This window comes from Opitutus terrae PB90-1 (genome assembly GCF_000019965.1).
Lineage (GTDB): Bacteria > Verrucomicrobiota > Verrucomicrobiia > Opitutales > Opitutaceae > Opitutus > Opitutus terrae.
In genome coordinates, this window is sequence record NC_010571.1 from 2,405,465 (window position 1) to 2,419,936 (window position 14,472).

At 64.1% G+C, this 14,472-nt stretch carries 10 protein-coding genes and 1 riboswitch; of the genes, 5 read left to right on the forward strand and 5 right to left on the reverse strand.

The window, feature by feature from the left end; genetic code table 11:
* Positions 1 to 29: 29 nt before the first annotated feature.
* A complete protein-coding gene (locus tag OTER_RS09710; protein WP_012374736.1) occupies positions 30 to 1,241 on the forward strand; it encodes a KamA family radical SAM protein in 1,212 nt (403 codons plus the stop codon).
* A gap of 105 nt (positions 1,242 to 1,346) precedes the next feature.
* Here the strand turns inward: OTER_RS09710 and OTER_RS09715 are convergent, their stop codons facing one another.
* From OTER_RS09715 to OTER_RS09725, 3 genes are all read right to left on the reverse strand, one after another.
* Positions 1,347 to 2,222 (reverse strand): glycosyltransferase family protein, encoded by an 876-nt coding sequence (locus OTER_RS09715; protein ID WP_148218069.1) that lies wholly within the window; start codon positions 2,220 to 2,222, stop codon positions 1,347 to 1,349.
* 546 nt (positions 2,223 to 2,768) lie between these two features.
* Positions 2,769 to 4,592 carry a hypothetical protein gene (locus tag OTER_RS09720; RefSeq protein WP_012374738.1) on the reverse strand — a complete coding sequence of 608 codons (1,824 nt, stop codon included), beginning with the start codon at positions 4,590 to 4,592 and terminating at the stop codon, positions 2,769 to 2,771.
* 426 nt (positions 4,593 to 5,018) lie between these two features.
* On the reverse strand, positions 5,019 to 7,637 hold the full coding sequence (locus tag OTER_RS09725; protein WP_012374739.1) for a hypothetical protein: 2,619 nt from the start codon (positions 7,635 to 7,637) through the stop codon (positions 5,019 to 5,021).
* Positions 7,638 to 7,905: 268 nt separating this feature from the next.
* A riboswitch (TPP riboswitch) is annotated at positions 7,906 to 8,019 on the forward strand.
* A 65-nt stretch (positions 8,020 to 8,084) separates the two neighbouring features.
* On the opposite strand from OTER_RS09725, the gene OTER_RS09730 reads away from it, so the two are divergent.
* Positions 8,085 to 10,487, forward strand: coding sequence for a TonB-dependent receptor (locus tag OTER_RS09730; RefSeq protein WP_012374740.1), 2,403 nt, complete (start codon positions 8,085 to 8,087; stop codon positions 10,485 to 10,487).
* 155 nt (positions 10,488 to 10,642) lie between these two features.
* A complete protein-coding gene (locus OTER_RS09735) occupies positions 10,643 to 11,233 on the forward strand; it encodes a plasmid pRiA4b ORF-3 family protein (protein WP_012374741.1) in 591 nt (196 codons plus the stop codon).
* A 165-nt stretch (positions 11,234 to 11,398) separates the two neighbouring features.
* Here the strand turns inward: OTER_RS09735 and OTER_RS09740 are convergent, their stop codons facing one another.
* Together OTER_RS09740 and uppS are read right to left on the reverse strand one after the other, a co-directional pair.
* Entirely contained in the window at positions 11,399 to 12,229 is an 831-nt protein-coding gene (locus OTER_RS09740; protein WP_012374742.1) for a phosphatidate cytidylyltransferase, read from the reverse strand.
* 45 nt (positions 12,230 to 12,274) lie between these two features.
* On the reverse strand, positions 12,275 to 13,030 hold the full coding sequence (gene uppS / locus OTER_RS09745) for an undecaprenyl pyrophosphate synthase (protein WP_044891685.1): 756 nt from the start codon (positions 13,028 to 13,030) through the stop codon (positions 12,275 to 12,277).
* Positions 13,031 to 13,214: 184 nt separating this feature from the next.
* Here uppS and OTER_RS09750 point away from each other — a divergent pair, with 184 nt between their 5' ends.
* Together OTER_RS09750 and OTER_RS09755 are read left to right on the forward strand one after the other, a co-directional pair.
* On the forward strand, positions 13,215 to 13,508 hold the full coding sequence (locus OTER_RS09750; RefSeq protein WP_012374744.1) for a 4a-hydroxytetrahydrobiopterin dehydratase: 294 nt from the start codon (positions 13,215 to 13,217) through the stop codon (positions 13,506 to 13,508).
* A gap of 262 nt (positions 13,509 to 13,770) precedes the next feature.
* On the forward strand, positions 13,771 to 14,469 hold the full coding sequence (locus OTER_RS09755) for an MTAP family purine nucleoside phosphorylase (RefSeq protein ID WP_012374745.1): 699 nt from the start codon (positions 13,771 to 13,773) through the stop codon (positions 14,467 to 14,469).
* Positions 14,470 to 14,472: the final 3 nt, after the last annotated feature.

Here is a 14,472-nt window from a genome sequence, read left to right on the forward strand (position 1 = left end):
GCCGGCCCGCTTAGGCCTATCCGGACGTCATGTCCTACCACGATAACCGCACAGCCTGGTTCGAGGGCCAAGGGCTGTGGCAGCACATTCCCGAATCCGACTGGCGCGACTGGACGTGGCAGTTGAAGAACCGGCTCACCAGCGTGGCCGAGCTCGAGCGTTACATGACCCTGACGCCCGAGGAGAAGGCCGGGTGCCTGTTCGCGAATCACAAACTGTCGCTCGCGATCACGCCCTACTTCTTCAATCTCATCGACCGCGAGGATCCGAACTGCCCGATTCGCAAGCAGGTGATCCCGCGGGCTGGCGAGATGCAGGTTTCGGCCGAGGAGCAGCTCGACTCGCTGGGCGAGGACGCGCATTCGCCGGTGCCCGGACTGGTGCATCGGTATCCCGATCGCGTGCTGTTCCTCGTCACGGATCGCTGCGCCTCCTATTGCCGCTACTGCACGCGCAGCCGACTGGTATCGAACGCGCAGGACTACAATTTCCATCCGGAATACGAGCAGGGCCTTCGCTACATCGAGGCGCACCCGGAGGTGCGCGACGTGCTGCTCTCGGGCGGCGATCCGTTGCTCCTGTCCGACCGGAAGCTCGAGCATCTGATCAGCCGGCTGCGGGCGATCCCGCATGTGGAGTTCATCCGGATCGGCTCGCGGATTCCCGTTTTCCTGCCGCAACGGATTACGCCGGAGCTGTGCGAGGTTTTCAAAAAACACGGCCCGATCTGGATGAGCATCCACGTGAATCACCCGAAGGAGGCCACCGCCGAACTCAAGCAGGCGTGCGATCGGCTGTCGTTCGCCGGCGTGCCACTGGGCAATCAGAGCGTTTTGCTCAAGGGCGTGAACGATGACGCCGAGGTGATGAAGGCGCTCGTGCACCGGCTGCTGCGGATGCGGGTGCGGCCCTACTATCTCTACCAGATGGATCTGATCACGGGCGGGTCGCACTTCAAAGTCGATGTGCGCAAGGGCATCGAGATCATCCAGGCGCTGCGCGGGCATACCACGGGCTACGCCATCCCGCAGTACGTGATCGATGCGCCCGGCGGCGGCGGCAAAGTGCCGATCAATCCGGATTACCTCGAAAAAATCACCGACGAGGAAGTGGTGTTTCGGAATTTCGAAGGCCGACGGTTTACGTATCCGCTGAAGAGCACGCCTGTGCCTTCACCGGCGGGCGCACCCTCTGCCGAGCCGGTCTCCGAGCCGGTCGCACTGCCGGCAATCCGACCGTAGCCGCGGCATTTGCGCCACGGTTCGCCCGGGGCAGCCATGCCGCCCGAGTCCGCTGCGTGAGAGCACGCGCTCCGGCTTTCGATTGGTGGCGAGACGAAGGGAGGCTCAGCCGCCTGCGGCCGCGGGAGCCGCGGCTGGCGCGGGGACGCGCACCGGCTTGGCGGGTCTGCGGATCCACCGCTGGGCGTCGAGCGCGGCCTTCACGGCGAATTTCGGAAGGGCCGTGGCCGCGCGCAGGATCGCGTCGCCGGCGCGACTGACGAGGAACATGTTGCTGCGCACGAGATGTTGCGCGTTCGGCCAGACGATCCGCACGTCGTGTTGCGCGTTTACGCGGCGACCGAGATCGGCCAAGTCGGTGTGCCGCCCGTGCAGCATCCGAACCGGGGCCCAAATGCGGGCGAGCTGCGGGCAGGTGAGCCGGAAGTTATATTCCGGCGCCAGGACATAGATCCGCAGGTCCGAGTAAAAAAGCCGCCGCTGAAACACCGCCTGATCGTGCATGTGTCTCGGCGCACCCGCCGCGGTGAAGCCCTTCTCGTAGTCATCGAACCATTCGGTGAAAAACTGCCGGACCTTCGCATTGTTCCGATACGCGATCAGTCCGGTGTTCAGCTGCTGGAACGCGGCCGGCACGCGGGGGATTTCGCACCAGAAAGGATCCGGCGCCGCGGCGAGATCGAAACGCTCCAGCACATCGAACACATCCAGCATCGGCGCGGCGAAGACCGTGTCCGTGTCGACGAAGATCGTGCGCTCGAACGGCGTGCGTGACAGCGGCGGAATCTTTTCGAAGAAATTCCGATAGGGCTTCTCGATTCGCTCGACGAGGTCGAAGTGTTCCCGCACCCGCTCGGGTGCGTCGGTAAAACAGCAGGTGCGGGCCGAAGGCATGTGGGCCCGCAGCGATGCGACCGAGCGGAGCGCTTCGCGGACGAATTTCTCGCCGGTAGCGATGTAGAGAAAGCCGGTTTCGTTCATGGGAGTAAACTCCATCATAGACCCCAAAAACCACGCTGGTGCCGCGTCCGAGTTCTCTTGCTCCCGCTCGGGTGTGGAATCCCGGTCATATCGTCACCCGGCGATCGTGCAGCCCAGGATCTTTGGGTGCGCGGAGCTTGGCGGGGCAGCTCCTGGCGTCGTATCCGTTCATCGCTCCGCCCGCTCGCGCCAAACTTTGTTTGGGCGACGATCGCACGCTGGATTTTAATTGCTGATTTTTAACGACTTGTCGTTCGCTAAAAATTATCGCCGACGAACTTCGGCTTTTTTTGAGCGTTTTGAATCAGCCCCCGTCTATCTTTGTGTAGTCAGCACTGTCCGCAAGGGCGGTGATGTTTGTAGTTCTTACGGTTTGCTTGGTGTTAGGTCACTCGAGCCGCTCCGCAAGGAGCGGCTCCTGTTTTGGTGGCTTTCTTACCCAAAAAAGAAGACCGGCGGCCTTTGCGGGCCGCCGGTCTTTTTGATTTGCGAGCGTGGTGACCTCACGCTGCGAGCCTATCGCTTGATGGTAGGTTGGACCTGCGATCAGTTAACGTTCGTGGAATTGAGCAGGAAAGGATAACCGGCGAAGGGGACTTCGCCTGCGAACTCGAACGGAGCTTTCCCGTCCGCGCCGCAGCCATAGACCTTGTTGTTCCGTTTATCGGTGATCTTGCCCACGCGGTAGCTGATCATCTTCTTGCCGCGGAAATCCGCGACCGACACGATGGGCCCGCGGACCGCGGTGCTGACCGCGACCGGATCGCCCATGCGCTTGTCCTTGATGGTGCGGTAAACCGCGCCCTTGCCCTCGAACGTGACCGCGGCGACGACCTTCCGATCGCCGCGAACGGCGATGTAGAAGAGGTTGTTCAGGAAATCCGGATCGGTTTGCTCGCCGTCGACGGAGGGCAGCAACGGCAGGGTGCCGCTTTCGCCACGGCGGGTGAAAGCCATGCTCACCGGATTGCGACCGACGTTGAACGTGCCGGCGATGCGGAGCGTGCCTTTCCGTTCCCACGACCACCGCTTCATGATCGACGATGTGTCGATGATCGAAATCGTGCCATCGCGTGAGGCGACGTGAGCCTTGTAGTAATCCTTGGTCCAGCGGATCAGCCGGTGCCCCGCGAGCACGGCGGTGGGCTCCTTGACCGTGGTCGACCAGACAACCTTGGGAGTGATCGAGGGCTTCACCGCAAAGGTCTGCGGGAACTGGCTGCCGCCGGTGCCGCGCGCCGCGAGCGTCGACTTGAACCTCGAGACCGAGCTCAGGTAACTCTCGCGCATGTAAGTGAACAGGGGCGTGAGATCGACGATCGCGACCTTGTTGTCGAACTGCGAGGAGACGATCGCGTAGCCACCGGTGGCCACGACGCCTTTCCAGGAGCCGCTGTAGACATTCTTCCGGTGGCCGTCGTTATCGAGCTTGATCTGGCTGAGCACGAGCCCGCCCGTTTGCGAAGGACCGCTCCACCAACCGTTGCTGGCGGCGGCGACGGCTGTCGGCGTCTTCATCGGCAGGTCGATGTAACCGAGCAGCTTGAATGCCGACCAGCTGCCTTGATTGGGCATCCCCATGTATGGCCAGGTGTGAAAAGGGATGTATTTCCCCTCGAGAGCGAAGACGGCGAGCTGGCCTTTTTTCGCATTGGTGTCCCACACGGTCACCAGCGCGAATTCGTTGGCCGTCGTCGCGGCAATCGCCGTCGGACGCTTGTTGCTCGAGAATTTGAAACCCGGATAGGGGCGATCTTTGTCGCCGCGGCTTGTCTGGGTGCCGGCGACGGCGAGGTAGCCCTTGCGATAAAGCACCAGCGCCTCGTTGGTCTGCATGCCGTAGTTGCGCACCATCGCGATGGGATGTACGGGAAGCTCACCAAACAGCGTCTTGTAGCCCGGCTCCCGGGTCTGCAGGTCCGGATGCGGCTTGTTGGTCCAATCGAGCCGCGGGCTGATCGCGAAGACCTTGTCGTAGTAGGCATAGGTCTGAATCCGATCGAGACCGGGATCGGTCGACGTCGTCGGCGCATAGCCGACTTGGCCGGCGTCGCTCCAGTAGTCACCGTCCGTCTGGGGCTTGGAGCCGAGCTCGTAAGGGTTGGTCCGGATGTAGCCGGAGGTGCGGGTGTAGGAAGGCGGCCGGTAGAGCGTGGGGCGGTCGTCTTTGGCCGTCGGGCTCAGGTCAAGGAAACCCGGCCCGAGCCGTTTCTCCATGGTAGCTTTGTCGTAGCTGTTAGCGAAAAGGTTGTAGGTGGTAAGATTCAGCGCCCCGGTCGAGGTATACATGGACTGGGCTTTGGCGGGGGCGGCCCAGAGAGTGAGGAAGAGGTGACCGGCGACGACAGCGACGAAACAGCGTTGGAGCATTACACAGGTTGGTTTTTTTGGTTCTGGGTTAAGAAGCCGGACCTGGTGCCCCGGATAAGAACAACCTGATGCGGCATGGGAAGTCTCTTCTTAGTAAAAACCGGGTAAGTTACCCGACCCGCACCGTAGGTGAATCTACGATACGTCGCCCGGGATTCCGCCGGTGGGGCGAGCCTCAGGGTTTCGGCCGGGTAGGCGCGGGGTAGACCTGAAGCGCGGAACCATGGAACCCGGGTGTCCGGTTTACACCAACAGGCGTCGGAAGGTTCCACTGAGTTTTTTCACCGTGGAAATTTTATGACGGCCGGATACCGCGCGGCGCCGGGGCGCGGCGACGCAAAAAACCCGAGGGCGTCGGGCCCTCGGGTTTCTTCCCAGTCGCGGCAACTCGGCGCCGCTATCGCTTGTGACGAGCTGGACCCGCGATCAGTTGGTGTTGGCGGAGTTGACGAGGAAAGGATGGCCCGCGAACGGCAGCTCACCGGCGAGCTCGAAGGGGTCGGTGCCATCGGCGCCGCAACCGTAGATCTTGTCGTTGCGGGTGTCGTTGATGCGGCCCACGCGGAAACTCAGGATCTTCTTGCCGCGGAAATCGGCGACGGAAACGATCGGCCCGCGAATCGCGGTGCTGACGGCGACCGGATCGCCCATGCGCACATCGCGAATGGTACGATAGATCGCGCCCTTGCCTTCGAACGTCACGGCCGCGACGACCTTCCGCTCGCCGCGCACGGCGATGTACAGGAGGTTGTTGCGGGTGTCGGTGACTTGCTTGCCGTCGACGTAGGGGATCAGCGGCAGGTTCGAGTCACTCCGACGGGCAAGGCACATGTCGACCGGATTGGCGCCGACATTGAACGTGCCGGTGATCCGCAGCGCGCCCAGGCGCTCCCACGAACTGCGCTTCATCAGCGAGCTCGTGTCGATGATGCTGATCGTGCCGTCGCGCGACGCGACATAGGCCTTGAAATAATCCTTGGTCCAACGATCGAGCTTCAAGCCCGCGAGCACGGCGGTGGGCTCGGCGACGGTCTCCGTCCACACGACCTTGGGAGTGATCTGTGGCTTCACCGTGAACGCCTCGGGGAAGTTCGCGTCACCGGTACCACGGGCGGCCATCGTGCGCTTGAAGCTTTCCGCGGAGCTGAGGTAGCTCTCGCGCATGTAGCTCAGCAGCGGGGTGAGATCGACCATGGCGACCTTGTTGTCGTGCTGCGACGCCACCAGGGCATAGCCGCTTTTTGCGACCACCGCAGTCCACGCGCCGCTGTACACGTTGAGCCGGTGCTTGTCGTAGGAGAGGTCGATCTGGCTCAGCACGAGTCCGCCGGTCTGCGACGGGCCGCTCCACCACGCGTTGCTCGCGGCGGCCACGGCGGTCGGGGTCGTCATCGGCAGGTCCACATAACCGAGGAGCTTGAAGGCCGACCAGCTGCCCTGGTTCGCCAGCCCCATGTAGGGCCAGGTGTGGAAGGGAAGGTATTTCCCTTCGAGGGCGATCACCGCGAGCTGGCCTTTCTTCAGCTCGGTGTCCCAGATCGTGACGAGCGCGAACTCACACGCGGTCGTGATGGCGATGGCGGTCGGCACCTTGTGGGCGGGGAATTTCAGTCCGGGATAAGGACGCTCGTTCGAGCCCCGGCTGGTCTGCATGCCGGCGACGCCGAGCAGCCCGCCACGGTAGAGGACGAGCGCCTCGTTCTGCTGCATGCCATAGCTGCGCACCATCGCGACAGGCTGCATCGGGTTGGTCCCGAACAGCGTCTGGTAGTAGGAGTCGCGGGTCTGCGGCTCGGGGTGCGGACGGCCGCTGGCCCAGTCCAACCGCGGGCTGATGGCGAAGACTTTGTCGTAGTAAGCGTAGGTCTGGATGCGGTCGAGACCGGGATCGTTCACCGGGTCGTCGGGAATGTAGCCGACTTGACCGCTGTCACTCCAGTAGTCGCCGTCAGTCGTGGGGTTGGTGCCGAGCTCGTAAGGATTCGTGCGGGGATAGCCGCTGACGCGGGAATAGGACGGTGGACGATAGAGCGTCGGCCGATCTTCCGGTGTATTGACGTGGAGGTCAGCGAATGCCGGCCCGAGGCGTTTCTCCATGGTCAGCTCGTCGTACGACTGCGCGAACGCCTCGTAGGCCGAGAGGTTCAGGGCGCCGTTGCTGCCATACATCTTGAACGGCTCGAACACGACCTTCGGCGTCTGACAGACCTCGAAGGAGACCTCGAGCGTGGCGCCGGGCGTGCCGGAGCGATTCGCTTTCGGGTACGGCACCGCGCGGAGGGTGTGCGTGCCGAGCGCGGGGGTCCACGCGTAGAACCGGCCGGAGTCGTCGGCGGCGAGGGCGTAGGGGGCGACGTTCTCGCACCGCACGAACTTGCCATCGAGGTAGAACGCCACGCTGCCGACTTTGCCGCTGACGTCGGCGCGCACATTGAGCGCCGAGCCGCAGGTTGAGAGCACGATGGGATCATCCGCCTGAAGGGGATGCAGCTCCTGCTGAGTGGTCGTGTTGATCAGCATCAGCGTGGTCACGGCCAAACCGGTCGGGGTCGGCGTGGGTGCAGGCGCAACCACGGGCTCCTCCGTAATCGGCGCCGGGGCCACGGGTGCATCGGCGAGAACTTCCAGCACCACCTCTTTGGCGACGCCGGCCGTGCCGCTGCGGTTGGCGCCGGAATACGCGACCGCGCGCAGCGTGCTCTTGCCGAGCGGCGGCGTCCACTTGCGGTAAACGCCGGAGTCGTCGGCGGCGAACGCGTAGGGCGCGAGGTTCTCCGTGCGGATGTGTGATCCGTTCAGGTAAAAGGCGACGCAGCCAGCGCTGCCGCTCACCTCCGCGCGCACATTGAGCGCTTTGCCGTCGACGGACAGCACGATCGTGCTGCTGGCGTCGAGCACGCGTAGATCGCGTTGCGCGGCCGCATCAATCAGCGTGAGCGTCGCGACCGCCGGACCCGTGGACGTCTGGGCGGATGCGAAATTATACAGTGCGCTGGCGAACGCGAAGGTCGCGAGCACAGTTCGAAGCAGAGGAACATTAGGCATGTCTCGGAAGTTGAGGTTGAGTCGCGCGGCGCCGGACGAGCCGCCGACGGGTCCTCCTATCGGTCGCTCACAGAAAATCCCGCGGTCAAAAACGAGTAAGTTCCCCGACACGAAGGAACAGAGAATCCCCGATACCTCGTATCGGTGAAAAAACTCTGAAGGCCGGCCCAGGCGACCGGCCTCGCGGACCCGCGAGCCTCGCGTCTCGTCAAGCGACGCCGTCCACGAAGAAGTGCTTGCGCCCGCGGCCTGGCCGCGCGTTGTATGCGTTCGCCTGTAGGGGTGTCCTCCGCGGAGGGCTGAGATTGCGGCGCGCTCGGCTGCTCGACCCTTCGAACCTGAAACGGCTCATACCGACGAAGGAAACAGCAGGCGCCGTGAGTCGCGCCTGGGGCGCACACGCCGCCCCTTCACTCGGGAGACCGATTCCGGTCGGGCATTCCAACCATGCAACTCCCGACAAGAATCCTCCTCCTCACCGCGGTGCTCGCCGCCGCTTCCACGCTGCGCGCGCAGCCCGCCGCGAGCGTGCCCAGTGCGAATCCCGCCGACGCGCCGCCGGCGTTCGCCGACGAAACCGTGCGGCTCGAACGCTTCGAGGTCACCGGTGTGCCCATCGAAGATTCGGTGAACCCGCTCACGCGCCCGCTCGAGTCGCTCTTCGGCGACAGCCGGAGCGTGCTCGAGACGCCGCGCTCCGCGTCGACGATCACGCAAGCGCTGCTGCGCGAGCGCGGGATCGAAGGCGTGCGCGAGTTCGTGGCGTTCGCTCCCGGCAGCTATGCGCCGGCGAGCTACGGCAAGGCGACGATCCCGAACATCCGCGGCGACCTCGCCGAAACGTTTCTCAACGGCCAGCGGCTCAGCTATAACAATTTCGGCGTCATGCCATCATTCAACGGCGTCGAGGCCGTCGACATCGTGCGCGGGCCGGGCTCGGCGATCTACGGCAGCGGCTTCTTCACTGGCGGCTACGTGAACTACACGACCAAACGGCCGAAGTTCACGCGCGAGACGACCGTCACCGCACGGCTCGGCAGCTGGGTGCCGCGCGGCGGTTCGTGGCTGAATGGCTCGTGGCAGGTCGACACGACCGCGCCCGCCGCCGACGGCAAATCCGCCTGGCGCTTCAGCTACGAAGGGAAGGAGGACGACACGTTCTTCAAAAACCATGGCGGCCGCGACGACCGGCAGGACTTGTTCGCCTCGTGGATCCGCGAAGCGAACGACGCGCTCACGCTCGAGGCGAACGCGCAATATATGTGGCAGGCCACGCCGCAGCTGCTCGGGGTGAATCGGCCGAATCAGGAGTTGATCGACCACGGCCGCTACTACACCGGCGATCTCCCCGACCTCGGCTACTCCGACGCGGGCGCGCTCGCCGGCACGATCCCGGGCACGACGTGGGTCGACCTGCCGCGCGACGCGACGCTGCTGTCGGTCGGCGATTTCTCCAACGCCAACATCGTGCGCGGCCAATTCATCGCCACGCTGCAACTCGCGCCGGAGCAGAAGCTGGTGAACCGCACGCTGGCGGAATACGTGGACCGCCGCCGCTATCACGCGTTCGAGTATGCGGAGTGGGCCGAGCAAACCACCTTCGAGAACCGCACCGAATGGCACGCGTCGTTCGAACAGGGCGGACTCGCGCACGCGGTGATCGCCGGCGGCACGCTGCGCTGGGAGGATCGGCTGGGCTACACGAATTATTTCAACGAGTATTTCTTCCAGTATGATCTCACGCGGCCGAACCGCGTGTTCAGTCACACGGCGGACTACCCGAATTCCTATTGGCCGGGATTCGCCGGCCCGGGCGGGCGGCTGTTCTTCCCGGCGTCGTATGGCAGTCCGGAGACGACGGATTCGACGCTTTGGAATCCCGCGCTCTTCGCCCAGGACGAGGTCAGGTTTTCCGAAAAGCTCTCGCTGCTGGCGGGCGTGCGGCTCGATGGCTTCTACGCCAAGGCGACCGACCCGCTCGGCACGGCGGCGGAGAATCCGTGGTCCGACACGCACAGGGACACGGCCACCTCGTGGAACGCCAGCCTGATCTACCGCGTCACGCCGAAAGCGACGCTCTACGCCACGCACCAGCGCGCCTATGCGGTGCACGGCAATGTGACGGGCGGCGGGATCATGCTGAAGGAAGATGCGCAGGGACGGGGGATCATCGATCCGGACGATTTCAAAAACCTGAGCAAGCTGACGGAAGCCGGCGTGAAGCTTTCGCTGCTGGAGAACACGCTGTACGCCGGCGCCGCGGTCTACGAGCAGCACCGGCAGGAAGTCGAACTGGGTGGCGACGTGAAGAACCTGAAGTTCCGCGGCGCCGAGGTGGAGCTGGTCTATCAGCCGACCACGCGGTTCAACGCGACGTTCAACGCTGCGTTCATCGACGGGCGATTTGACCACTCGTCCGCGACGCAGGCCGGCGGTCCCTCGCTCTATAATCTCTACGCCGCCGGCCACGGACCGGGCGGGCGCGGCAACGGACTAGGGTTCCAGTGGGACAAGCTGCCGCCGGGGGACTATCGGATTCCGGGTTTGTCGCGCTGGGTCGTGAACAGCAGTTTCTCGTATCGCTTCCCGAGCGGCTTCGGCGGCGGGCTGGGCGGCAGCTGGCAAAGCGAGCAGCCGGGCAATCTCACAAATGAATATCACATCCCTGCGCAGGTGTTCCTGAACGCGTTCCTGTTCTACCGGCAACCGACGTGGGAAGTGGACGTGGAGATCCTCAACGTGCTCGATCGCCGCAACTGGATTCACAACGGCGACAACTACTCGAACAACGTGCTGGTTTTTCAGGATCTGCCGCTGCGCGTGGAAGGGTATGTGAAGTTTAGGTTCTAGAAAATTTTCAGTCACTCTGGTCGATGCGGCCAAGGTAGGGCGCTCATTCCGTGAGCGCCGCGAATGTCGAACGACTTCCCCGGCGGGCAGCGGAATGCCCGCCCTACCTCCGGCGCGTTCTTGCGCCGGGCGAGGCTCCCCGCTGTAGTGGCGCCATGATTGGACTTCACGAGGGACAAGGCGCCACGCAGCGGCAGGCGGAGCGCGTCTTCGTTCTGCGGTTGTCCGTCGTCGGCACGATTCCCGCGGTGTGGCGGCGGCTCGTGGTCCGCGAATCGATGTGGCTGTCGCGCCTGCACGACAGCATTCAGGTGGCGTTCGACTGGTTCGATTACCAGACCCACGCCTTCAACGTGGAGAACCTGCGTTTCGGCAATCCGCTGAAACGCGAGGAGCTTTCGATCGAGGACGATCGCGACGTCACGCTCGCCGACCTCGATCTCGAACACCACGAGCGATTCACCTACGGCTACCACTTCAGCGAAGGCTGGCAGGTGGAGATCCACGTGGAAAAGATCGAGCCGCCGCAGAAGAACGTGCACTATCCGGTGTGCATCGCTGGCGAACGCGCGGGTCCGCCCGAGGACTGCGGGGGACTGGAGGCGTTTCACGACATGCTCGCATGCATCAAGGAGCCGGACACTGAACTTGGTCGCGAATGGGTGGAGTGGCTTGGTCCGGACTACAACCCGGACCTGTGCGATCTCGACAAGATTAACAAGGCCCTCCGGAAGCTGGGGAAGTAAGCGGCGCGTGATCGTTGTAGCCGGGCTCGCTGAGCCCAGCGCCGGGGTCACCGACCCCGGCTACAACCTGAACATGGAGCCGCGACGCCCTCGTCGCGGCGCGCAGGTCGGCACCGGGCCCGACACACCCGAGCATCGCAGAGGCGTCGCTCCCAGATCCCCACCTCACGCCAGCCCGAACAGAAAATACCCGAGCGGGGCGGTGAGGATCAGGCTGTCGCTGACGTCAAACACGCCGCCGATGCCCGGAATTGTATCGCCGGAATCCTTGATCGTTGCGCGACGCTTGATCACCGATTCGATCAGATCCGACACGATCCCGATCACGGCGATCGGCGCAGCGAAGAGCCCCGCGATCAGGGGCGTCAGATGAGCCGGAAAATAATCGCGCCACCACCACGCGAGCGCGGCGCCGATCAGCATCGAGGCGACCACGCCACCGACCGCGCCTTCCCAGCTCTTCTTCGGGCTGATTTGCGGCGACATCTTGTGCTTGCCGATCGCGAGGCCGGTGAGCAGCGCGCCGACGTCGCAGAACTTCGCCACGGCCACAAGCCAGACGAACAGCAGGATCCGCCCGACCGGCCCGATCGTGTCCGTCGGCAGCGGAGTGACGATCCGCACCAAGTATTGCAGCATCAGCGCGACATAAACGAGGCCGAACAATGTGGCCGCGAGCGCTTCGACGCGATTGTTGGGTTCGCGTTCGCCCAGAATCCGGATCGAGAAAACCACCACGGCGAGCGCGAGCCAGTGTGCGGCCGGAATCCCAAACCGCATCTCGAGCCACGGCGCGATCGTGATCAGCCCGCCAAACGCCATCCCGAGTTTGTCGAACGGGGCCAGCCCCGCGCTCTGCATCAGCCGGTAGAACTCACGCAGCGTGAGCACGGAGATCAGCGTGATCAGCGCGACGCCGCCCTCCGTGCGGAAGAAGACCAGCGCGCCGGCGACGAGTCCCCAGAGGAGGACGGTGCTCAAAATCCGTTTAGCCATGCGGAAGAAATAGACCTGCGGCGTGGGAAGAGTTCGCCGCAGGCGTTACGGCCGCTGGACGGCGGCGGGTTTCACCTGGTCACCGGTCTGGCCGAACCGCCGCTCGCGGCGCGCGTACTCGGCGATCGCGGCGGCGAGCTCCGGTTTGCCGAAGTCCGGCCAGAGCACCGGGGTGAACACGAACTCGGCATAGGCGGCTTGCAGCAAGAGGAAGTTGCTGATCCGCGTCTCGCCGGAGGTGCGGATGATCAGGTCCGGGTCGGGCAACCCCGTGGTGTAAAGGTAGCGGCTGAACGTTTCCCACGAGTCGTCGTTCAGTTTTTCCGTGCCGGCAGCGACGGCGGCGGCGTACGCGCGGGCGGCGTCCACCGCCTCGGTGCGCGCGCCGTAGTTGAGCGCGAGGACGAGCGTGTAGTCGGTAAAATGCCGGGTTTCCTCGATCGCCGTGCGGAGCAGCTTCTGTACGCCGGCGGGCAGGTCCTGCGTTCGGCCGATCGTGCGCAGCCGCACGCGGTCGCGGACGAACGTTTCGAGCTCTTTCTTCAGGTAAAACTCGAGCAGGCCCATCAGCGCGCCGACCTCGTCCTGGGGGCGCTTCCAGTTCTCGACCGAAAAGGCGTAGAGCGTGAGCATCCGCACGCCGAGATCGCGTGCGGCGAACGTGACGGTGCGCACGGTTTCCACGCCGCGGCGGTGACCCTCGATGCGCGGCAGTCCGCGCTGTTTCGCCCACCGTCCGTTGCCGTCCATGATGATGGCTACATGAGCGGGAACGACGGATCGGGCTTCGGTGGGGGGCATGCTTTCGGCCCGAGTTAGCCCAAACATTTTGGGAAAGTCATGAACTATTCGTGGCCGGCGGGCGTTTGGCGGGGATGGGCAGCTTCCGCGGTCTGGCGTCATCGCCGGGAAGGTGAACCCACCGTCCGCGGCGGGTGAGCGCGTCTTCCGGTTGCGCGGCGGGTTTGCGCATTCATCTTGCCCGATGCCAACGATCTTGACGCAGGCGGACATCCAGCAGGTGCTCGGCGAACTAAAAGGCTGGGCTTGGGAGCGCGATGCGCTCGAAAAGACGTATCGGTTCGGCAGCTTTCGCGAGGCGATGAGCTTCATGGTGCGCGCGGCGTTCGAGGCCGAGGCGCTGAACCACCATCCCGAATGGGCCAACGTTTACGATCGCGTGACCGTCCGGCTCGCCACGCACGATGCAGGCGGGAAGGTGACCGCGAAGGATGTCGAGCTGGCGCGGCGGTTCGAGAAGATCTCGTGGGTGGGATAGGGGCTGTCATGCACTCGAGACAATCGTTTCAGAGGTAGGGCGGGCATTCCGTTGCCCGCCGGGAAGTCGTCTGACGCTCGCGGCGCTCACGGAGTGAGCGCCCTACCTTGGTCTGCTCGATCAAAGGGCACGACAGCCTCTAGGGGTGGGCACGGGCGCCCCGCCCGTGGGTTCGAAACACAGCGGGACGCCCGTGCCACCACCGAGGCGCCCGGCTTGTTTCGCGTTGTCTCGCCCGCGCGTTGCGGCGTGACTCGCGAGCATGAAAGTCGCGTTCATCAGCGGAACCAGCATCGTCAATTCCGACCTCTTTTCGGCCTGGGAGGTGAAGACTACGACGACGCCTTACGGCCAGGTGACCTACAAGACGAAGGGCGATTTCGTGCTTATCAACCGCCACGGCTACGCCTTCCCGCTGCCGCCGCATTCGATCAATTACCGCGCGAATATCCGCGCGCTGGCCGACCTCGGCTTCAAGGACATCCTCTCGCTCAACTCCGTGGGCTCACTGAAGCGCGACCTGCCGCCCGGCACGTTCGTGTCGTGTTCCGACTACGTGGGGCTGCAGCAGGGTCCGATGACGTTCTTCGATCAGGAGCTGAAAGGCGGCGCGCCTGGCATCGCGAACAACCTCATCCCGCTGCTGATCGAGAAACTCGCGCCGGAGTTCAAGATTCATCCGGGCAAGGTCTATGTGCAGTTCCGTGGACCGCGGTTCGAGACCAAGGCGGAGATCCGGATCGTGCAGAGCTGGGGCGACGTGGTCGGGATGACCGCGGCGCACGAAGCTGATCTGTGCAGTGAGCTAGGCCTGCGCTACAACAGCCTCGCGCTGATCGACAACTACGCGAACGGGCTCGAGGGCACCGAGATCGATTTCGCGAAGTTCAAGGACCTGGTGAAGGACAACCAGGCCAAGGTGAACCGGCTGTTCACGCGGATCCTCGAGATCCTGGGCTGATTT

What these genes read in the sequence shown, in the direction of transcription:
- OTER_RS09750 (WP_012374744.1), top strand. Translation starts at nt 13,215, where the DNA reads ATGCCAACGATCTTGACGCAGGCGGACATCCAGCAGGTGCTCGGCGAA.
- uppS (WP_044891685.1), bottom strand. Translation starts at nt 13,030, where the DNA reads ATGCCCCCCACCGAAGCCCGATCCGTCGTTCCCGCTCATGTAGCCATC.
- OTER_RS09720 (WP_012374738.1), bottom strand. Translation starts at nt 4,592, where the DNA reads ATGCTCCAACGCTGTTTCGTCGCTGTCGTCGCCGGTCACCTCTTCCTC.
- OTER_RS09725 (WP_012374739.1), bottom strand. Translation starts at nt 7,637, where the DNA reads ATGCCTAATGTTCCTCTGCTTCGAACTGTGCTCGCGACCTTCGCGTTC.
- OTER_RS09710 (WP_012374736.1), top strand. Translation starts at nt 30, where the DNA reads ATGTCCTACCACGATAACCGCACAGCCTGGTTCGAGGGCCAAGGGCTG.
- OTER_RS09730 (WP_012374740.1), top strand. Translation starts at nt 8,085, where the DNA reads ATGCAACTCCCGACAAGAATCCTCCTCCTCACCGCGGTGCTCGCCGCC.
- OTER_RS09740 (WP_012374742.1), bottom strand. Translation starts at nt 12,229, where the DNA reads ATGGCTAAACGGATTTTGAGCACCGTCCTCCTCTGGGGACTCGTCGCC.
- OTER_RS09755 (WP_012374745.1), top strand. Translation starts at nt 13,771, where the DNA reads ATGAAAGTCGCGTTCATCAGCGGAACCAGCATCGTCAATTCCGACCTC.
- OTER_RS09715 (WP_148218069.1), bottom strand. Translation starts at nt 2,222, where the DNA reads ATGAACGAAACCGGCTTTCTCTACATCGCTACCGGCGAGAAATTCGTC.
- OTER_RS09735 (WP_012374741.1), top strand. Translation starts at nt 10,643, where the DNA reads ATGATTGGACTTCACGAGGGACAAGGCGCCACGCAGCGGCAGGCGGAG.